Below are 19,588 nucleotides of genomic sequence, written 5' to 3' on the forward strand. Positions count from 1 at the left end.
AATTAATACGCAACCTGACTATATGATTCTAATGGTGCATCTTGATATAACTTTTCAATATTATAATAATTTCTTTCGTCTTTATGGAAAACATGTACCACAACATCAGCTAAGTCAATTAATATCCAACGCGCTTCATTGTATCCTTCCATACGTTTTACTTCTATATTTTGTTCATTGGCTACTTCTTTCACCGCTCTAGCAATCGCTTGAACTTGTCGTTCATTATTTCCGTGCGTTACAACAAAATAATCTGTCATATCGCTGATACCTTTCATTTCTAAAGAAATCGTATCTTCGCCTTTTTTATTGTCAATTGCATCCACAGCAATTGCTAATAATTCTTGTGAATTCATTTAATCATCCTTTATTCTTTCGTCACTATAGTTATAATAATTTAAACAGTCAATCGTCTTATTATATACCGTAATATCTTTCTGTATTAAAAATAGTACTGTGCGTTTAGAAATTTCATAAATTGTCTTATCTAAACTACCTTGATTGTATGCCATATCTCGAATATCATCAACTCCTGGGATTGTTCTTCCAGGTTCGATGTAATCTGCAATAAAAATCAGTTTTTCAGTTTTTGTCATTTGTTGACGTCCAGTAGTATGGTATTTGATAGCCATTAATACTTCCTCATCATTGATACCATATTCATGTTCCATGATTGCTGCACACACAGGGCCATGCAATATTTCACTACCATAACTCAGTAGATCATTACCTAATTCGTATTGTCGAACAATTTGATACATTTTACCTAAATCATCATATTTACAGAAATCATGTAATACACCTGCTAATTCTACTTTACTAGTGTCTCCATCATAAATTTCTGCCAATTTAATCGCTGTTTCTGCAACTCTTAAAGAATGATTATAACGTTTCTCTGGCAGTTTCTCTTTTGCAAGCCGTTTTGCTTTTTCAATGTTCATATAATCCTTCCCCCTTAATATAGTTTTCAACGGATTTAGGAACAAGAACTTGGATAGATTTCCCTTCACTAACTCTTTGTCGAATCATTGTCGAACTTATATCTACCCTAGGTATCTGAATTGCAATCATAGCATTTTCAACATTTTGACTATTTTTGTCTCGATTTACAACTACAAAAGTAACCATTTCTTTTAAGTATTCAATTTGATACCATTTCTCTAGTTGGTTATACTGATCCGTCCCAATAACAAAGTACAACTCACTGTCTTTGTGTTGCTCCTTGAATGCCTTGATCGTGTCATAGGTATAACTTTGACCACCACGTTTAATTTCATCGTCACAAATATCTCCAAAACCAAGCTCGTCGATAATCATCTGTATCATTGTTAATCTGTGCTGAACGTCTATAAAATCATGGTGCTTTTTCAATGGAGACATAAAACTAGGTAAAAAATAAAATTCATCTGGCTGTAATTCATGAAATACTTCGCTAGCTACTATCATATGTGCAGTATGGATAGGGTTAAACTGACCGCCGTAAAGTACTATCTTTTTCATTATTATGGCAATTCAATTTCTTTATTATCTTTAGATTCTCTATAAATCACTATCATAGATCCAATCACTTGCACTAATTCACTATGAGTAGCTTCGCTTAATGTTTCAGCTAATTCTTTTTTATCATCAAAGTTATTTTGTAGTACATGTACTTTAATCAATTCTCTGTTTTCTAACGTATCATCTATTTGTTTAATCATATTTTCGTTGATACCGCCTTTTCCAATTTGAAAAATCGGATCAATATTGTGTGCTAAACTTCTTAAGTATCTTTTTTGTTTGCCAGTAAGCATATGTTATTCTCCTTTTAATTGTTGTAAAACTGCTGTTTTCATAGAATTAATATCAGCATCTTTATTAGTCCAAATTTTAAAGCTTTCCGCACCCTGGTAAACAAACATATCTAAGCCATTATAAATATGGTTTCCCTTGCGCTCTGCTTCCTCTAAAATAGGTGTTTTATACGGTATATAAACAATATCACTCATTAAAGTATTGGGAGAAAGATGCTTTAAATTAATAATACTTTCGTTATTTCCAGCCATACCCGCTGGTGTTGTATTAATAACGATATCGAATTCAGCTAAATACTTTTCAGCATCTGCTAATGAAATTTGGTTTATATTTAAATTCCAAGATTCAAAACGAGCCATCGTTCTATTCGCAACAGTTAATTTGGGCTTTACAAATTTTGCTAATTCATAAGCAATACCTTTACTTGCACCACCTGCGCCCAAAATTAAAATGTATGCATTTTCTAAATCTGGATAAACGCTGTGCAATCCTTTAACATAACCAATACCATCTGTATTATACCCTATCCACTTGCCATCTTTTATCAAAACAGTGTTAACTGCACCTGCATTAATCGCTTGTTCATCAACATAATCTAAATACGGTATGATACGTTCTTTATGAGGAATTGTGATATTAAAGCCTTCTAATTCTTTTTTCGAAATAATTTCTTTAATTAAATGAAAATCTTCAATTGGAATATTTAAAGCTTCATAAGTATCATCTAATCCTAAAGAATTAAAATTTGCTCTATGCATAACGGGCGACAAGGAATGTGAAATAGGATTTCCTATAACTGCAAATTTCATTTTTTTAATCACCTTATAAAATAGAATTTCTTAATACAACATCAACATTTTTAGGAACACGAACGATTACTTTAGCCCCTGGTCCTATAGTTATAAAGCCTAGACCAGAGATCATAACATCGCGTTTCTCTTTGCCTGTTTCAAGTCTAACAGCCTTTACCTCATTAAGATCAAAATTTTGTGGATTTCCAGGTGGCGTTAATAAATCGCCAAGTTGATTACGCCATAAATCATTAGCCTTCTCCGTTTTAGTACGATGTATATTCAAGTCATTAGAAAAGAAACAAACTAACGGACGTTTACCACCTGATACATAATCTATGCGCGCTAGACCGCCGAAGAATAATGTCTGCGCCTCATTTAATTGATATACGCGTTGTTTTATTTCTTTCTTAGGCATAATAATTTTCAATTCTTTTTCACTAACTAAATGCGTCATTTGGTGATCTTGAATAATACCTGGTGTATCATACATAAATGATGTTTCATCTAAAGGAATATCTATCATATCTAAAGTTGTTCCAGGGAATCTTGAAGTTGTTACTACATCTTTTTCACCAACACTAGCTTCAATCAGTTTATTAATCAATGTAGATTTCCCAACATTCGTTGTCCCTACAATATACACATCTTCATTTTCTCGAATATTCGCAATTGATGATAATAAGTCGTCTATGCCCCAGCCTTTTTCAGCTGAAATTAATACGACATCGTCAGCTTCCAAACCATATTTTCTTGCTGTTCGTTTTAACCATTCTTTAACTCGACGTTTATTAATTTGTTTCGGCAATAAATCCAATTTATTTGCTGCTAAAATGATTTTTTTGTTTCCGACAATACGTTTAACTGCATTAATAAATGATCCTTCAAAGTCAAATACATCCACGACATTGACGACAATACCCTTTTTATCCGCAAGTCCTGATAATAATTTTAAAAAGTCTTCACTTTCTAATCCTACATCTTGAACTTCGTTATAATTTTTCAAGCGGAAACAACGTCTGCAAATCACGTCATCACGAAACATATTATGCTCTGGTACAAAACCAGGTTTATTTTTATCTTCAGATTGAAGTGGCGCACCACAACCGATACATTTTAAAATGTCAGACAATCAATTTTCCTCCCATGTGATATAACCTTTTTTACTGAAATGACGTAATAATCGTCTTTCAATTAATCTATTAAACTTAGTAATAAAGCCATCAGTTCGTTTAACTGGAACAACCATAATTGTATATAGACCTCGACGATTACCACCAAATACATCAGTAAGCATTTGGTCACCTATAACAACAGTTTGATCTGGTCTGATATTCATCTTAGTTATTGCTTTATCAAACGCTTTCCCCATTGGCTTTCTCGCTTTAAAAATAAAATCGATGTCTAAATGCTGACTAAAACTAGCAACACGAGACTCATTATTATTAGACACGATTGTAATAGTGATTCCTTTTTCATTAGCTTCCTTAAACCATGCTTTAACACGTTCTGTAGGTTCTTTAACATCCCAACCTACTAGCGTATTATCTAAATCTGTAATAATACCTTTAACGCCTTTGTCCACTAACTTGTCTAAATCAATTTGAAATATTGATTGAACATATGAATTCGGCATAAAAAACTTGCGAACTAAACCCATTTAACTCACCTTTACCTTTTTATAATTGAGACACTAATGCTTCAACAGTTTGACTTGATGATACAGCTGCTTTTTCTAAAAATGCTTCGAAGCTCATTTCCGCTTCTCCATTTGCTAAGTCTGAAACTGCACGAACTACAACAAATGGTACATTAAATTGATAACATGTTTGTGCAATTGCAGTTGCTTCCATTTCAACCGCCATCGCATTTGGAAATGCTTTTTTAATTTTTTGGCGTTGTTCAACACTACCGATAAAGCTATCACCACTTACAATTAAGCCTACTTTAGCTGTTAATTGTTGTTGTTGTACAACTTGAGATACTTTTTCTATTAAAGGTTTACTTGATTGAAATGCTACCGGCATCTGTGGTATTTGTCCATATTCATAACCAAATGCTGTTGCGTCTGCATCATGATATTTTACATCATCACTTATAAGAACGTCACCTACATTTAAACTTTCATCTAAAGCTCCAGCAGAACCTGTATTAATAATGACGTCCGGTTTAAACTTATTAATTAATAATGTCGTAGAAATTGCAGCATTAACTTTTCCAATGCCACTTTGGGTAATCACTACTTCTCTATCTTTTAAAATGCCAGTATAAAATTTAACATGTGCAACTGAAATTTCGCTTAATTGTGTTAATTTATTTTTTAATATTGTTACTTCTTCTTCCATGGCACCAATTATACCAATCATCTTTTGATTCACCTCTTTTAAAAAATCCTAGCATTTGTTATTTTATCACATTTTAATCACTACAACGACAAGTATCATGATTTTCATTACTGTATAAAACTTTTGCTTTATTTTTATAAAAAGCTCTTTCAATAACTTGGTATCATAAATAATTATTTTTGAACTCATAACAGTGAATTCGATGCTTCTAATTTGTCTATTTTTCAAAAACTAATCATATCAATTACATCAACCAATCGTGTCAAGAAACTTTATTAAATAACAGGAAAATGATATGTTTAAAATAATAATGATGAAATAAGAGGATTTTACAATGGCTGAAAATAATCAAAATAGTCTCGTAACAAAGATAGCTACATACGGCAGTTTTATTGCAATTGCGTCGTTTGTCATTTTATTTATAAGTATATTTTTAAAGTTTTCATTTAATATCGAGTTTACAGCAACAATTATGAACATATGTCGCTACACTCTAATTCTAGGATTTATACTTATGTCCTTACCTGATGTTGTTGATAAAAACATCAAGAAAATTATATTCGATGCATTTATTATCATCGTCTTTATCTTCTTTTTACTATAGTAGTTTTATTTTGTAATTACACAGTTAATCATATTTGTTTCGTATCGAATTCCTTTGTGCATTAAAGATAATTCTAATAGAAAACAGCAGTAAGACTTTTCTAAGTGTTAGCATCCTTACTGCTGTTTTTATTTGTAACAACATAATGACAGGTACTTTATATTTCACTGTCAAAGATTATTAACGATTAACTTAATTAAATTATGATTTGAATAAATAGATATCTAAATGCAATTTGTCACTATTGATAGTTTTATTATCAGCATACATTTTTAATACCTCACGACCATACTCACCATTTAAATTATAAAAATCATATTCTACATTTTGTTCATCATCATTATAATATTTAACATACCCTTTAACAATGTCGCCACCTTGTTCGTACAACTTATACTTCTCATTCAAATAATTTCTTAATTGAACCTCTAATTCTTGAATAGTAACAATTTTCTTTTTCGTTTTTACTGCAGTTAGTTCTATTTCTGTTTGATGTCCGTCAATCCATAAATTACAAGGTATATTCTTATAATCATCGTATTTATTATTGTCACTTAAAGTAACACCACCATAACTACATTGCGTTTTATTGGTTGCTCCCCCATGACATCCGTATCCATAATTTCCAGCAAATATATCGATATCCTTATTTATAAATTTCTTTGAAAGTGCCTCATTTTCAAATTCAACTTTAAAATCCTTTTTCCAATCATCATTTACGAACATGTCATGAAATAACAAATCATGCTTCAACAGTCTATCGTTTGTGTTTTTATTTTCAAGCTGAGTTGGATTGATGAATGACATCTTAGCATTACTTAGACGCTTTGAATCAAACTTACTTTTATGATGTAAGTCTGAATATTCGATTGCACTCGCTGAATTTGTAAAAATTCCTTCTAACAATAATATTAAAATAAATCCTGTTAAATATTTAACTTCAAACTCCCCCAAAACAATTATTAATTTACATTTGAGAGCGAGACATAAATGATAAAGAACCGCTTATGGTTTATTATGTAGTGGTTCTTGAGCCTACAATTTTGATTATGTATCACGCTCATAATACTTTTCAATTTGAAATACTCTGTTCGCAATTATTAGTTGAGTTATATCAACCAATACAGTGTATACCTAAAAATTCCAAACCGTTTAACAGTATATAAGAAAAAATGATAATCATTTCTTTTATTTTTATTAAATTTCATAATGATTCATATAATATTCTCATTAAAACATCACAATACTGATACACAACAAAAAGAGCAGTACATTTGTCATGCACCACTCTCAACAAATATATTTTTTCAATGAAGCAATTACGCGATCTTACAAATACTATAAGTATAGCTGATCACATATTATATTTATTTTATAATCGAATTTAGAAATTCATCACTTATCTCATAAATTGTTGGTCTACTTTTAATTTTAACTAAGTAGTTATCATATTTTTTAATTGTATTATTAATTTTTACTCTTCCTACTCCCAATATGTTTTCTAAATCAATTAATGTTAATCTATTTCTTTTATTTCCAAACAATTTATCCATTGAAAGGAGATACAAAAATTCATAATCTATCTGTTTATAATGACTAGTTAAATAAAGCGTTAATTTTTCAGTCGCATCCATTTTTGGTATTAACTCATCAAGTATTCTTTCTTGTCCTGCTATCAATAGCTCAAGCATTGTGTCAATAAATTCCGTCAAATCACCACAATTCAAATGATTTGAAGCAGTCATAAACGCCTTGTAATATTTCGATTTATTTCTATTTATAACATATGAAAATGTCAAAGCAGTATAATTATCATAATAATCACTCAAGAGCTTGGCAATTATAAATCTTCCAACTCTACCATTGCCATCATAAAAAGGATGTATATATTCAAACAGATAATGACTAGCCATGATTTTGAACGGCTGAGGCGCATCAAAATATTTTAAAAATGTTAGCATTTCACCTATAAATTCAACAATTTTGGTTTCAGGTTGTAACCCAACATGTATATATTTATTCGTTGACCCATCATGCACACCGACAAAATTTTTACGAAATAGCTCTCCATCTAACTTATCTTGTTCGTTAATTTCATTTGAAACTAATTTATCATAAATCGCTCTAATGTCTCTTACATTATCAACTTTAATTTTTTTATTAAGTTCTATCTCTTTATATTGATCCACGAGGCCTCTGAACTTAAGAAATTCTGATGCTTGGTTATTTAACGCATGTGCAATCTCTTGTTTAGTACTAAATACATTTTCAATTTCATTAGTACTTTGTAATTCATCGATTAATAAATCATTAAAATATTGTTCTCTAGCTGCATATGGTAAAGAATTAAGTGCTCTATCAATTTTTCTACTATTAATTGATATTAATTCTTGTTTTTTTGATAGATTTTTAGTCACCATAAAGAATAGAGGATATTCCAAATCATTAACTTTTTTTCCATTTTCCATAGGTATGATATTAATATTAGTATTGAAAGAAGCTAAAGAATTAAATCTTTTAATATACTCTTCCTTCATTTTACTTTCATTGTGTTCATGAAAAATACTTTTTAAAGTTCTGTAACCCATTTGCAGCCTCCTCTACTCATTTAAAATGTATTTTTTGTCCAATAAATCAATTTTCATTAGATTAGCTAAATATTATCACTTTTTTTCTTTAAAAACTATATAAATAACTATTTTCTCAATCAATAGAAAAAGATTTTTCATCACAACAAAAAGAGCAGTACATTTGTCATGCACCACTCTCCCTTAAAATATATCTAATTATGCTTTATAAATGAATCACCGGAAATCAAAATATATCTTGCCTAATACTAACAACATTTACAGTGATGCTATTAGTCGAAATGTCTTTTAAAATAACTGAAGTACTTCTTTGAATGAGAATATACCTGTCAATATTGTAACAAGTACTGCAACGATACCAAAGATGAACATCCAATTTGGGTGTTTATAATCACCAACAATTGATTTCTTTTTACTTGCAATCAAAATTGCACCTAACGTAATAGGTAAAATCCATCCATTTATCGCGCCTGCTATAATTAAAAGGCTGATTGGTTTTCCAATAAATAAGAAAATCATTGTTGAAATAACGATAAACACAATCACAATTAAATTACTTCTTTCGTTAAGTGATTTATGAAGTGTTTTTAAAAATGTTGCGCTTGTGTATGCTGAGCCAATTACTGATGACATAGCTGCAGCAAATAACACAATACCAAAAATATTCTTTCCAATTGGTCCAATTGCGTGTTCAAAAACTGACGCTGGTGGATTTTCAGAACTTAGTGTCACACCTGTTACAACAACTCCTAATACCGCTAGGAATAGTAACGTTCTCATAATACCTGTAGTTAAAATACCAGCAATTGCTGATTGATTTACAAATGGTAAATATTGCTTACCTTTAATGCCAGAGTCTAATATACGATGTGCACCTGCAAAGGTAATATAACCACCTACAGTTCCACCAACTAACGTAATGATGGGCAAGACTAATTTCATTGGATGTTCTGGCGCAAATGTATGCACAAAAGCATCACCATAAGGTGGATTAGAAACAAACATCACATATGCCACAACTAAAATCATCACAATACCAAGAATCATTGAAACAACGTCCATAATTTTTTGGCCACTTTTACTTACAAAGATTAATATTGCAAAGATTGCAGTAATAGCTGCGCCCCATTTTACATCTAATCCAAAAATTGCATTTAAACCTAAACCGGCACCAGCAATATTACCAATATTAAAAGCTAGACCACCAAATGCAATCAATATTGAGATAACAGTACCAAGCCCAGGAACAACTTTATTTGATATTTCTTGACCTCTTAAACCAGTTACAACTAATATGCGCCATATATTAATTTGTGCACCAATGTCAATGATGATAGACAGTAATATGGCAAATGCGAAACTTGCAAAAAATTGTGATGTAAATACTGCTGTTTGCGTTAAAAATGCTGGCCCAATTGCAGAAGTTGCCATCAAAAATACAGAACCTAATAATAACCTTTTATGATTTTTTGTGAATTCAAAGTCACTTTCTTTTTTAAGCTTTAAATTTCTCCCCATTTTTTTAGCCCCCTATAAGGATTGAATATCAATGCCTTCTTTCATTAAAATTTCTCTAATTTTCGAAACAAATAATAATGCATGTTCTCCATCACCATGCACACAAATTGTATCTGCTTGTAACGTTACTTCCTTATTGTTTTTTGAAATAACTTTATTTTCCTTCACCATCTTTAAAACCTGCTTAAGTGCTTCGTCAGTATCAGTAATCACAGCATCACTTTCTTTTCTACTAACGAGCTGCCCATCATCTTCGTATCGTCTATCAGCAAACACTTCAGAAGCTGTAATTAATCCGACATTCTTTGCTTCTGAAATTAGATATGAATTTGCTAATCCTACTAACACTAGTGATGGATCAAAGTCATAAACAGCTTGTGCTATAACGTTTGCTATTTCTCTGTCTTTTGCACCCATCTGATACAATGCACCATGCGGTTTAACATGATTAATTTTAACTTGATGAATGCGACAAAACCCTTGTAATGCACCTAATTGATAAATCATCAAATTATAAATCTCGTCGTTAGAGATATCTATATTTCGTCTGCCAAAGCCTTTCAAATCAGGTAAACCAGGATGTGCACCTACTGCAACATTATGTGCTTTGGCAAGTTTTACCGTTTCATTCATTACATTTTCATCACCAGCGTGAAAACCACAAGCAACATTCGCACTTGTAATTAACGGAATAATTTGATGATCACCACCAAAGGAATAATTTCCAAATGCTTCGCCTAAATCACAATTCAAATCAACTCGCATTATAATTCCACCCCTTTAACAATTTGATGTTTTTCTAAAAATTTAATATCAACATCTTTTGCATCTCCATCACGATATAGTGGATAATTTAAAACTGCATATAAAAAATCGGCAGTTGTAGAAAATCCATCTATCACCATTTCATCTAAGGTGACTTTCAACTTATCAATTGCTGAAGCTCTATCATGAGATTTTACAATTACTTTAGCTACTAAAGAATCATAATATGGTGAAACTTGATAACCGTGATATAGTAAAGAATCGACTCGCACATTAAAGCCTTGAGGTAAATGTAACGCTGTCACTTTACCTGGTGTTGGTTGAAATTTCTTTTCAGGATTTTCGGCATTTATTCTCGCTTCTATCACATGACCATTAAATTGAATATCGCTTTGTGAAAAAGGTAAATGATTATGTTCCAATAAATACAGTTGTGCTGCAACCAAATCACGTTCTGCTCGCATCTCTGTAACAGTATGTTCAACTTGTATTCGAGCATTCATTTCAATAAAGTAATGTGCGGTATCAGTTACTAAAAATTCAATCGTACCTGCACTTCTATAATTTGCTGCACGTGCAACTTTAACAGCATCGTTACATATTTGTTGTCGTCTTTCTTCAGTTAATGCTGCACAAGGAGATTCTTCGATTAATTTTTGATTTTTACGTTGTACAGAACAATCACGTTCCCCTAAATGTACATAATTATCCTGCCCATCTCCCATAACTTGAACTTCAACATGTTTTGCAACAGGTATAAAAGCCTCAACATAAACACGATCATCATCAAAGTATTTTTTTCCTTCACTTTTAGCTTCTTTAAATGCCTTTTCTAAATCTTCAGCTTTCTTTACAATACGTATACCTTTACCACCACCGCCACTGGCAGCTTTGATAACAACTGGATAACCGATGTCTTTGGCAAGATTCTCAATTTCAGACACATGATTCACAGCACCATTTGATCCTGGAATCACAGGAACACCTGCATGATGAACTGTTTGTCTTGCTGTTATTTTATCCCCCATCATTTCCATCGTTTTTTTAGTAGGCCCTATAAACGCTATGCCTTGTTCCTCAACGGTTTGAGCAAATTTTGTTGATTCTGATAAAAAGCCATATCCTGGGTGAATTGCATTAGCACCAGTGATTTGTGCAGCAGATATGATGCGGTCAATATTTAAATAACTATCTAAAGCATTAGCTTCCCCAATACATATAGCTTGATCTGCTAAATGTACATGCAAGCTTTGCTCGTCCCCTTTTGCATAAACTGCTACAGTTTCAATCCCATATTCTCTGCAAGCTCTTATAATCCTTACAGCAATTTCACCTCTGTTCGCAATTAAACAACGAAGCATTTACTTACCCCCTTTACTTAATACGTACCAAAACTTGGTCGTATTCAACATTTGTGCCATGATCAGCTACTATTTCAGTAATTTCTCCAGCAACATCTGTTGTTACCTCGTTTAATACTTTCATCGCTTCAACATATCCTATAATATCTCCCTTGTTAACTTTGTCACCGACATTCACAATTGGTTCAGTTAATTCTTTACTATCTTGTAAAAAGAATGTACCTATCATTGGTGATTTAATGTCATGATAATCATTTGTCGAAACATCGGAGTTATCATTCGCTTTTGAAGCTGTCAAATCATTATTGTTCATACTTTGATTTGATTGATTACTGTGTGCAGCCAAATGATTCGAGTCAGTGAAGTCAATTTCTATTTCATCTTCAAAATTTTTATATTTAAATTTCTTAACATCATTTTCCTTCACTAATTTGATTATTTGTTCGATTTTTTCAATATTCATTTTACAAATCCCCTTTTAAAATTGTTGCTAATTTTTTCGAAGTATGTCGCAAGCTAGATGTATCAAAAATTGGAGTCTTTTGATGACTCTTAAGAATTTCATTAAACAGAGACATTTGTTCCCGATTCTTATCTACAGCTTCTTGGAATGATATCCATTTAAATTGAATTGTATCTTGTGGTTTCATCTGTGCTAACTTTGGCAGATCAAATTTGCATACAGTTGCAATTTTGGTATAACCACCTATCGTTTGTTTATCATTAAGCAGAATAATAGGTTGACCATCATTTGGTACCTGAACACTACCAAGAGCAACCGGTTCAGAAATGATATCTGCTTGATTAATTGGTGCAACGCTGTCACCTTCCAAACGATAGCCCATACGGTCTGATTGTTCAGTAATTAAATATGGATGATTTACAATTTTCGCTCTAGCCTCTTCAGAAAATGCCTCGAATTGAGGTCCTTGAAGAATGTGTATAATATTATTTTCTGGCAATAAATCGTCCTGTAAATGAATCGTCTTTCCAATGTTTTCTTTAAAGTCATTATTTATTTTCACTGTTATTACATCATCAGCTAATAACTTTCTACCTTTGAATCCTCCTATACTGCTTCGGGTATGTGTTGCATAACTTTCAGCAATAGAAGGTACGTTGATAGAATGACCAAAAGTAAGATAACCGCGTGCACCTTTGGTTATAGCACCTATTTTTAAAATGTCACCTTTCTCAGCTAATATGACAGAATTCATTGATATAGTTTTATTATTTAGCGAAGCATTAATACTACCACCGGTTATAACAAATGTATTTTGCGTATTAAATTGAATGGTAGGACCAATCAAAGTATATTCAATCGCTGGACCATCATTGTTAATTAATGACTGCGCAACCTTAAAACTAAATTGATCCATGGCACCTGCGCCTGAAAATCCAATATGTTCATAACCTATTCTTCCTAGATCTTGTACCGTTGAAAAGAGACCTGGTTGTAAAATCTTAATTGACATTTTCAATCACCACCCAGTCATCAACATTAAAGTTGCCATCTGATATATCTCTTTCGATTTGTATAAATTTCTGTTCATCTATTGCATAAAATTGTATCCATTCTCCTGCTTCGTACATTGACATTGGTTCACGCTCGCTGCTAAATACTTTTAACGGTGTGCGTCCAATAATTTGCCATCCGCCAGGAGAATCTGATGGATATAGTCCTGTTTGATTATTCGCAATACCTACAGAACCTGCATGAATTTTTAACCTTGGCTGATTACGTCTAGGTGTATGTAGTTGTTCATCAAGTCCGCCTAAGTATGGAAATCCTGGCATAAATCCTAGCATATATATTAAATAAGGTTTACTTGTATGTTTTTCAATAACTTGCTCAACAGTTATTCGATTATGCTTTGCTACTTCTTCAATATCTGGTCCATATGTACCACCATATTGAACAGGTATTTTAATAATACGATTGGTTTGATTCACAGCATGAACATTTTTTTCATTAAATTTGTTAAGTTCTAAATTTTCAATTAATTTAGAAGATGTTATAGCTTGTTCATCAAAATATATTAGAACTGCTCGATACGAAGGGACAATATCTTGAATTTCTAATATTTCTTTTTCTCGTATCCACCGTACCATTGCTGTGACATTACGATATGTCTCTTCGGATATTTTATTTTCAAAATAAATCATAATTGTCTGCTCGTTAATAAATCTTACATCCACTTTAAATCCCCCTTTGTATTGCAATAAACCAGTATTGAATACCTTTTCATTGTATCATTGAGAAGCACAAGTTGTTTAATAAGTAATTCAAATCGCATACAATAACAAATGATAATCAATTTGTTTTCTCGGAAATATTTTGCTTTTTTAAAATGGAGTAGTTAATATTGTAACTCTTACACTAATTTAGGTTCTGCTATCATTCGGTCTGATGGAAAATTTTTACTTTTCATCTGTCCGATTTTTTGATTTTGAATATAAAAAAGCACGACCGAAGTATCATTAACACACTTCAATCGCGCAATTAAATAATCTATTTGATCATTTATTGGATATTAACAATTTTTACGTTCATTTCGCCACCATTAGGTAGTGGAACACGAACTTCATCATCTAAACCTTTACCAATTAACGCTTTAGCCATTGGTGATTCATTTGAAATCTTACCATTAAATGCATCTGATTCAGCTGAACCAACGATTTGATAACTTTCCTCTTCATCACCTGGTAATTCTACAAACGTTACTGTTTTACCAATTTTAACAACGTTGTTATCTCCAGTATCTTCAATGATTAATGCATTTCTTAACATATGCTCAATTCTTTGAATATCTTGTTCGATGAATCCTTGTTCATCTTTTGCTGCATCATACTCAGAGTTCTCTGATAAGTCACCAAATGAACGTGCAACTTTAATTTTCTCTACAACTTCAGGACGCTTAACTGTTTTTAATTCTTCAAGTTCACGCTCTAATTTTTCAAAACCTTCTTGAGTCATTGGATATTGCTTTTGATTTTCCATATTGTCATCTTCCTTTACTGAATTATACTATTGCTTGCTAACTAAAGACTGAATTTTTGTTGTCATAATATCTATTGCAACTTTATTGCTCCCACCTTCAGGAATAATTATATCAGCATATTTCTTAGTCGGTTCAATAAATTGGTCATGCATAGGTCTAACAACACTTAAATATTGATTGATAACAGAGTCCATTGAACGCCCACGCTCTTTAGTATCTCGTGTTAAACGGCGTAATATTCTCAAGTCTGCATCTGTATCAACATATATTTTAACATCCATCATATCACGTAATACCTTATTTTCTAAAGCGAAAATGCCTTCTACGATAATAACATCTTTAGGTTTAAAATCAATGGTAATGTCACTTCTTGTATGACTAGCATAATCATATGTCGGTACTTCTACTGCTTTACCATTTTTCAAGTCTTTAAGATTTTCAATTAATAAATCATTATCGAATGCAAATGGATGGTCATAATTGGTTTCTAGGCGCTCGTCGAAAGTCAAGTGCTTTTGATCTTTATAATAGTAATCTTGAGCAAGTAAAGCGACACTATGACCTTCTAAGTTTTTCATAATTTCGTTAGTTACAGTTGTTTTTCCTGAGCCAGATCCACCAGCTATGCCAATGATTGTAGTAGCTTTCATTAGCCAATTTCCTTTCTCATCATGTTGTTTGGATATATCGGGCGATCCACTTTAATTTGAACGATTTGTAATGGATGGCGCGCCGCGTCTAAGCTGTTACCTTCTTCATCATAAATTGCTTCTACTACTTGTGTAAATGTTTCAATTTCTGGACCAAAGAATTCTATTTCTTGACCTGGTTTAAAGTTATTTCGTTGTTGAATAGTCGCAATTTTTGTATCTTCATTATAGTCTAATACCAAACCACAAAAATCAAATGGTGATTTTTTAGATTGTTGTTGACCAAACATCTGTTCTTCATAACCAGGTGTTCCCTCAAAGAATGCTGGTGCAGTGTCTCTATTTGCACATTTATCTAACTCTATTAACCATTCCGGATTAATCTTAAAGTTGTCAGGATCTGCCGCATACGCATCAATGACTTTACGATATACTGAGACAACTGTTGCAATATAATGAATTGACTTCATACGTCCTTCAATTTTTAATGAGTCCACACCAATATCCATCATTTGAGGAATTGATTCGATTAATTTTAAATCTTTAGGACTCATCGCAAACGGTGTAACTTCACCTTGATTATAAAAAACATCAAGTTCACCATTATCATCAACTTCTAATAATTCATAATCCCAACGGCAACTTTGACAGCAACCGCCTCTGTTGGAATCCCTTGCAGTCATATGATTACTTAATGTACATCTACCTGAATAGGCGATACACATAGCACCATGAATAAATGCTTCGATTTCAATATCTACTTTTTCCTTCATTTCACGCATTTCCATCGCGCCGGTCTCACGTGCTAATACAACACGATCCAATCCTTCTTCTTTCCAATATTCTACAGCTTTGTAATTAGAAAGTGATTGTTGAGTAGATAAATGAATTTCAAGTTTTGGCGCAACTTCTTTACATGTTTCGATAATTAAAGGATCTGCAACAATGATACCTGTCGCACCAGTCTTTTCCAAATTACGCAAATATGATTCTAGACCTTCAATATTCTCATCATGTGCAATAATATTTGTCGTAACATAAATTTTGGCACCGTAACGGTTCGCAAATTCAACACCTTCAGCTATTTCTTCCATCGTGAAATTATCAGCATTTGAACGTAATCCATATTCTTGACCACCTAAAAATACGGCATCAGCGCCATAATGTACTGCTATTTTTAACTTTTCTAAGTTTCCAGCAGGTGCTAATAATTCTGGTTTCTTCATAACTGTTTTAGGAGTTGATTTAATCTCTTCTATTGTCTTCATGATTAACCTCCTTAATATACTGTTTGTTTATATAAGAAACCTTCGTCAAATGGTCGATGATCAGGTTGAATTTCTTCAATTGGATCCATCAACATAAATTTCTCATCTTCATAGATTTCAGGATCTTCATTGTACAAATCTATCGCTTGACGATACTGTTCCGTTACCACATTAATATATTCTTCCGTTTGTAGAATACCATCGATTTTAAATGAATCTATACCCGCCTCAAAAAATGGTGCTAATTCTTCAATTAAACAAATGTCGTTTGGTGACATAATGTGCGTACCATTGTAATCTTCGTAAACTGGGTAATTATTTTGTCTTTCTTCATCATAAAGTAATAAAGATTGTTCATCATTGCGACGTTCAATTTTCATTTGGCGATCTTGGAACGTATAATAATTGCCTAGTAGCATACGCTTTGATTGAAACATACAAGTCATTCCTTGAACTTGCACCTCAATTTCCACATTTGAATTTTCTTTTATATTAATAATTTCATCCAAATTCAGCTCACGTGCTAAGACAGCTCTTGATGCGCCTCTTTTACCCCAGTAATTACATTGAAAATGATTAGTTACTAACGTCTCTGCATTCCAATGAAGTGGTATTGGATTTTCTTGCGCCTTCACATACATTACTACTGCTGGATCCCCGAAAATAATTCTGTCAACTCGTATTTCATGTAAAAAATTAATATAATCTTCTACAGCATCTAAATGATAATTATGAAATAATCCATTCACTGCCGCATATACTTTTTTATCGTTTTTGTGAGCTAATGCGACAGCCTCTGTCATTTGTTGTCTATTGAATTCCCCTGGAAGTCTTAAACCAAACTTTTGCTCGCCAATTACAAAAGCATCTGCACCTAAATCAATAAGTGTTTCCATATGGCTTAATGACTTGGGTGTGACAAGTAATTCTGTCATAGTCATTCTCCTTTAATTGAAATCGCTAATCCATCGTCTATATTTAAAAAATTCGTTGTATATCCTGGTTGCTTTATTAACCACTCATTATAATCTTGAACCTTTTTAACCATTTGTCTTACATTTCTCGATCTAACAATCCCAATATCCGATACAAAACCGTGATATAAAACATTATCTGTAATTACGAGACCTTGGTGCTTTAAAAGTGGTGTATATATTTCAAAAAATTTCTTTGATTGCGCTTTTGCTGCATCAATAAATATCATATCATAAACTTTGTCATTTACATTTTCAAATTGCTCTAAAGCATTACCTTCAATAATTCGAACCTGGTTTTCAAAATGATAAGTAGCTAAATTTTGTTTAGCATATTGAATCATCGTTTCATTACGCTCTATCGTTGTGACATGAATGTCATCAGATATAGAAGCGAATTGCATAGAACTATAGCCGATTGCTGTACCAATTTCTAAAATATTTTTAACATTATTCATACGAATTAATTGCTTAATTAAATCTAATGTTAAACGATCTACAATTGGCACTTCATTTACCTCGGCAAATTCACGCAAAACTTCGATTGAACTATTTTGATGTTGATGTAAATCTATTAAATATTTTTTATTTAGGTCATCCATGTTTTAAACTTCCTTTATGTAAAATAAGTCAATATGATTATGACAATAAAATAAATCAGCCTTCACAATTGATTATAATTTTGCCAACCAATTAAATGACTGATTTCGTGTTAGACGCAAAGCTATTTTATTTATAGAAGCGAATCATTCATATAAAATTTAACTTTAGATATTTTACCATATTTTCAATAAAATTATAAGCGTTAATTATTTATACATTGCTTGACTTAAAAAATACTCTTGCCTCCCCATCTTTAAGGTTAGCAAGAGTAAAATCTTTTTAATTATTCTTCCATTTCAGTATTTACAACTTCTTCAATCATGTCCCATTCTTCATCAGTTTCGATTGGTACTAACTTACCACCGTCACCTGACTCATCTGGTTCATTGATCATTGGTACAAGCTCAATCATATCGTCTTCATCTGATTGAGCACCTTCTTCAGCTAAGATAACATACTCTTTTTTGAATTCAGGATGATAAAATTCTAAAACTTTTCGGTATAAAACTTCATTTCCCTCTTCATCGAATAAAGTTAATAATTCTTCTTCGTTATTAATTTCTAGTTGTGAATCATGATTATGTTCAGTCATAGTAAAATCTCCTTTTAATGTAGTGAATCTAAATAGCCTTGTAAAATAAATACCGCTGCCATTTTATCAATCACTTGTTTTCTTTTTTGTCTTGAAACATCTGCTTCTAATAATGATCGTTCAGCAGCCATTGTGCTTAATCTTTCATCCCACATCACAATCTCAATAGAAGGATAAGCTTCTAATAATTTTTCTTTATATGTTAACGAAGCTTCGCCTCGAAATCCTATTGAATTATTCATGTTTTTAGGTAGTCCTATTACGACTGTACCCACATTATGTTTTTTAATAATGTCTACTAATTGGTCAATACCTAATTCATTATTTTCTTCATTGATTCGGAGTGTGTCTAATCCTTGTGCCGTCCAACCCATTATATCACTAATTGCAATTCCTACCGTTCTACTACCGACATCGAGTCCTAAAATTTTATGTTGTAACATAAATTATTTATTTTGCTCTTTTAAATAGTAAGAAACAAGCTCTTCCATAATAACATCTCTATCAATATGACGAATTTGATTTCTTGCTTCATTTTGGCGTGGAATATACGCAGGGTCACCTGATAATAAATAACCTACAATTTGGTTTACGGCATTATATCCTCGTTCATCTAATGTTCGATAAACATTATTTAAAACATCTCTTACATCTTGCGTTGGAAGTTCTTCATAGTCGAATTTCATTGTTTTATCAAAGTTTTCCATTTGCGACACTCCTTTAATTACAAATA

Annotated in this window: 25 protein-coding genes; 1 reads left to right on the forward strand and 24 read right to left on the reverse strand. The window is 32.0% G+C overall.

Annotation, left to right across the window (positions count from 1 at the left end; genetic code table 11):
• Window positions 1-2: 2 nt before the first annotated feature.
• From rsfS to mtnN, 8 genes are read right to left on the reverse strand one after another with little or no spacing between them, the layout of a single operon-like run.
• Window positions 3-356, reverse strand: coding sequence for a ribosome silencing factor (gene rsfS, locus AA076_RS08090; RefSeq protein ID WP_001088022.1), 354 nt, complete (start codon window positions 354-356; stop codon window positions 3-5).
• Entirely contained in the window at window positions 357-941 is a 585-nt protein-coding gene (yqeK, locus tag AA076_RS08095) for a bis(5'-nucleosyl)-tetraphosphatase (symmetrical) YqeK (RefSeq protein ID WP_001019324.1), read from the reverse strand.
• Window positions 931-1,500: a nicotinate (nicotinamide) nucleotide adenylyltransferase gene (gene nadD, locus AA076_RS08100; protein WP_000725162.1), complete on the reverse strand. Its 570-nt coding sequence runs from the start codon at window positions 1,498-1,500 to the stop codon at window positions 931-933. The genes yqeK and nadD overlap by 11 nt, the downstream gene beginning before the upstream one ends.
• 2 nt (window positions 1,501-1,502) lie before the next feature.
• Window positions 1,503-1,793, reverse strand: coding sequence for a ribosome assembly RNA-binding protein YhbY (gene yhbY / locus AA076_RS08105; protein WP_000955231.1), 291 nt, complete (start codon window positions 1,791-1,793; stop codon window positions 1,503-1,505).
• 3 nt (window positions 1,794-1,796) lie between these two features.
• Window positions 1,797-2,603 (reverse strand): shikimate dehydrogenase, encoded by an 807-nt coding sequence (gene aroE, locus AA076_RS08110; RefSeq protein WP_000666761.1) that lies wholly within the window; start codon window positions 2,601-2,603, stop codon window positions 1,797-1,799.
• A 13-nt stretch (window positions 2,604-2,616) separates the two neighbouring features.
• Window positions 2,617-3,717, reverse strand: a complete 1,101-nt coding sequence (yqeH, locus tag AA076_RS08115; protein WP_001280141.1) for a ribosome biogenesis GTPase YqeH — start codon at window positions 3,715-3,717, stop codon at window positions 2,617-2,619.
• Window positions 3,718-4,245 (reverse strand): YqeG family HAD IIIA-type phosphatase, encoded by a 528-nt coding sequence (locus tag AA076_RS08120; protein ID WP_000524902.1) that lies wholly within the window; start codon window positions 4,243-4,245, stop codon window positions 3,718-3,720.
• 19 nt (window positions 4,246-4,264) lie between these two features.
• Window positions 4,265-4,951: a 5'-methylthioadenosine/S-adenosylhomocysteine nucleosidase gene (gene mtnN, locus AA076_RS08125; protein WP_000579275.1), complete on the reverse strand. Its 687-nt coding sequence runs from the start codon at window positions 4,949-4,951 to the stop codon at window positions 4,265-4,267.
• 313 nt (window positions 4,952-5,264) lie between these two features.
• Here mtnN and AA076_RS08135 point away from each other — a divergent pair, with 313 nt between their 5' ends.
• The gene (locus AA076_RS08135; RefSeq protein WP_000829750.1) at window positions 5,265-5,534 is read left to right on the forward strand and encodes a hypothetical protein; all 270 of its coding nucleotides are present in this window, start codon (window positions 5,265-5,267) and stop codon (window positions 5,532-5,534) included.
• Window positions 5,535-5,735: 201 nt separating this feature from the next.
• On the opposite strand, the gene sel26 is transcribed toward AA076_RS08135, so the two are convergent.
• The 16 genes from sel26 to AA076_RS08215 all read right to left on the reverse strand — a co-directional run bounded on the left by sel26 (window position 5,736) and on the right by AA076_RS08215 (window position 19,562).
• On the reverse strand, window positions 5,736-6,488 hold the full coding sequence (gene sel26, locus AA076_RS08140) for a staphylococcal enterotoxin type 26 (protein WP_001548981.1): 753 nt from the start codon (window positions 6,486-6,488) through the stop codon (window positions 5,736-5,738).
• A 413-nt stretch (window positions 6,489-6,901) separates the two neighbouring features.
• Window positions 6,902-8,122, reverse strand: a complete 1,221-nt coding sequence (locus tag AA076_RS08145; protein WP_000542309.1) for a Fic family protein — start codon at window positions 8,120-8,122, stop codon at window positions 6,902-6,904.
• A gap of 288 nt (window positions 8,123-8,410) precedes the next feature.
• Complete coding sequence (locus tag AA076_RS08150; protein WP_000533238.1) at window positions 8,411-9,640, reverse strand: NRAMP family divalent metal transporter; 1,230 nt, start codon at window positions 9,638-9,640, stop codon at window positions 8,411-8,413.
• Window positions 9,641-9,652: 12 nt separating this feature from the next.
• On the reverse strand, window positions 9,653-10,405 hold the full coding sequence (gene pxpA, locus AA076_RS08155; protein ID WP_001261795.1) for a 5-oxoprolinase subunit PxpA: 753 nt from the start codon (window positions 10,403-10,405) through the stop codon (window positions 9,653-9,655).
• Window positions 10,405-11,766 (reverse strand): acetyl-CoA carboxylase biotin carboxylase subunit, encoded by a 1,362-nt coding sequence (locus tag AA076_RS08160; RefSeq protein WP_000942744.1) that lies wholly within the window; start codon window positions 11,764-11,766, stop codon window positions 10,405-10,407. Before AA076_RS08160 ends, pxpA begins: the two co-directional genes overlap by 1 nt.
• A 13-nt stretch (window positions 11,767-11,779) precedes the next feature.
• A complete protein-coding gene (locus AA076_RS08165; protein WP_001019337.1) occupies window positions 11,780-12,229 on the reverse strand; it encodes an acetyl-CoA carboxylase biotin carboxyl carrier protein in 450 nt (149 codons plus the stop codon).
• Between the two features lies 1 nt (window position 12,230).
• Entirely contained in the window at window positions 12,231-13,241 is a 1,011-nt protein-coding gene (locus AA076_RS08170; protein ID WP_000023316.1) for a 5-oxoprolinase subunit C family protein, read from the reverse strand.
• Complete coding sequence (gene pxpB, locus AA076_RS08175) at window positions 13,231-13,965, reverse strand: 5-oxoprolinase subunit PxpB (RefSeq protein WP_000383180.1); 735 nt, start codon at window positions 13,963-13,965, stop codon at window positions 13,231-13,233. The genes AA076_RS08170 and pxpB overlap by 11 nt, the downstream gene beginning before the upstream one ends.
• Before the next feature lie 325 nt (window positions 13,966-14,290).
• Window positions 14,291-14,767, reverse strand: coding sequence for a transcription elongation factor GreA (greA, locus tag AA076_RS08180; RefSeq protein ID WP_000431312.1), 477 nt, complete (start codon window positions 14,765-14,767; stop codon window positions 14,291-14,293).
• 27 nt (window positions 14,768-14,794) lie between these two features.
• A complete protein-coding gene (gene udk / locus AA076_RS08185) occupies window positions 14,795-15,418 on the reverse strand; it encodes a uridine kinase (protein ID WP_000648617.1) in 624 nt (207 codons plus the stop codon).
• Window positions 15,418-16,686 carry a peptidase U32 family protein gene (locus AA076_RS08190; RefSeq protein WP_000848304.1) on the reverse strand — a complete coding sequence of 423 codons (1,269 nt, stop codon included), beginning with the start codon at window positions 16,684-16,686 and terminating at the stop codon, window positions 15,418-15,420. The genes udk and AA076_RS08190 overlap by 1 nt, the downstream gene beginning before the upstream one ends.
• 11 nt (window positions 16,687-16,697) lie before the next feature.
• The gene (locus AA076_RS08195) at window positions 16,698-17,621 is read right to left on the reverse strand and encodes a peptidase U32 family protein (RefSeq protein WP_000137775.1); all 924 of its coding nucleotides are present in this window, start codon (window positions 17,619-17,621) and stop codon (window positions 16,698-16,700) included.
• 2 nt (window positions 17,622-17,623) lie between these two features.
• Window positions 17,624-18,262 (reverse strand): O-methyltransferase, encoded by a 639-nt coding sequence (locus AA076_RS08200; RefSeq protein WP_000342266.1) that lies wholly within the window; start codon window positions 18,260-18,262, stop codon window positions 17,624-17,626.
• Window positions 18,263-18,546: 284 nt separating this feature from the next.
• The gene (locus AA076_RS08205) at window positions 18,547-18,855 is read right to left on the reverse strand and encodes a DUF1292 domain-containing protein (RefSeq protein ID WP_000134779.1); all 309 of its coding nucleotides are present in this window, start codon (window positions 18,853-18,855) and stop codon (window positions 18,547-18,549) included.
• 14 nt (window positions 18,856-18,869) lie between these two features.
• Window positions 18,870-19,298, reverse strand: coding sequence for a Holliday junction resolvase RuvX (gene ruvX / locus AA076_RS08210; RefSeq protein WP_000939059.1), 429 nt, complete (start codon window positions 19,296-19,298; stop codon window positions 18,870-18,872).
• A 3-nt stretch (window positions 19,299-19,301) separates the two neighbouring features.
• A complete protein-coding gene (locus AA076_RS08215) occupies window positions 19,302-19,562 on the reverse strand; it encodes an IreB family regulatory phosphoprotein (RefSeq protein ID WP_000426912.1) in 261 nt (86 codons plus the stop codon).
• Window positions 19,563-19,588 lie beyond the last annotated feature (26 nt).

The organism is Staphylococcus aureus, assembly GCF_001027105.1.
GTDB lineage: Bacteria > Bacillota > Bacilli > Staphylococcales > Staphylococcaceae > Staphylococcus > Staphylococcus aureus.

Coding starts and splice junctions, on each gene's coding strand:
- greA (WP_000431312.1), bottom strand. CDS start 14,767: ATGGAAAATCAAAAGCAATATCCAATGACTCAAGAAGGTTTTGAAAAA.
- AA076_RS08160 (WP_000942744.1), bottom strand. CDS start 11,766: ATGCTTCGTTGTTTAATTGCGAACAGAGGTGAAATTGCTGTAAGGATT.
- mtnN (WP_000579275.1), bottom strand. CDS start 4,951: ATGATTGGTATAATTGGTGCCATGGAAGAAGAAGTAACAATATTAAAA.
- AA076_RS08190 (WP_000848304.1), bottom strand. CDS start 16,686: ATGAAGACAATAGAAGAGATTAAATCAACTCCTAAAACAGTTATGAAG.
- yqeK (WP_001019324.1), bottom strand. CDS start 941: ATGAACATTGAAAAAGCAAAACGGCTTGCAAAAGAGAAACTGCCAGAG.
- AA076_RS08215 (WP_000426912.1), bottom strand. CDS start 19,562: ATGGAAAACTTTGATAAAACAATGAAATTCGACTATGAAGAACTTCCA.
- udk (WP_000648617.1), bottom strand. CDS start 15,418: ATGAAAGCTACTACAATCATTGGCATAGCTGGTGGATCTGGCTCAGGA.
- nadD (WP_000725162.1), bottom strand. CDS start 1,500: ATGAAAAAGATAGTACTTTACGGCGGTCAGTTTAACCCTATCCATACT.
- pxpA (WP_001261795.1), bottom strand. CDS start 10,405: ATGCGAGTTGATTTGAATTGTGATTTAGGCGAAGCATTTGGAAATTAT.
- aroE (WP_000666761.1), bottom strand. CDS start 2,603: ATGAAATTTGCAGTTATAGGAAATCCTATTTCACATTCCTTGTCGCCC.
- AA076_RS08135 (WP_000829750.1), top strand. CDS start 5,265: ATGGCTGAAAATAATCAAAATAGTCTCGTAACAAAGATAGCTACATAC.
- AA076_RS08205 (WP_000134779.1), bottom strand. CDS start 18,855: ATGACTGAACATAATCATGATTCACAACTAGAAATTAATAACGAAGAA.
- AA076_RS08145 (WP_000542309.1), bottom strand. CDS start 8,122: ATGGGTTACAGAACTTTAAAAAGTATTTTTCATGAACACAATGAAAGT.
- AA076_RS08150 (WP_000533238.1), bottom strand. CDS start 9,640: ATGGGGAGAAATTTAAAGCTTAAAAAAGAAAGTGACTTTGAATTCACA.
- AA076_RS08120 (WP_000524902.1), bottom strand. CDS start 4,245: ATGGGTTTAGTTCGCAAGTTTTTTATGCCGAATTCATATGTTCAATCA.
- AA076_RS08200 (WP_000342266.1), bottom strand. CDS start 18,262: ATGGATGACCTAAATAAAAAATATTTAATAGATTTACATCAACATCAA.
- rsfS (WP_001088022.1), bottom strand. CDS start 356: ATGAATTCACAAGAATTATTAGCAATTGCTGTGGATGCAATTGACAAT.
- AA076_RS08165 (WP_001019337.1), bottom strand. CDS start 12,229: ATGAATATTGAAAAAATCGAACAAATAATCAAATTAGTGAAGGAAAAT.
- yhbY (WP_000955231.1), bottom strand. CDS start 1,793: ATGCTTACTGGCAAACAAAAAAGATACTTAAGAAGTTTAGCACACAAT.
- ruvX (WP_000939059.1), bottom strand. CDS start 19,298: ATGTTACAACATAAAATTTTAGGACTCGATGTCGGTAGTAGAACGGTA.
- AA076_RS08195 (WP_000137775.1), bottom strand. CDS start 17,621: ATGACAGAATTACTTGTCACACCCAAGTCATTAAGCCATATGGAAACA.
- AA076_RS08170 (WP_000023316.1), bottom strand. CDS start 13,241: ATGTCAATTAAGATTTTACAACCAGGTCTCTTTTCAACGGTACAAGAT.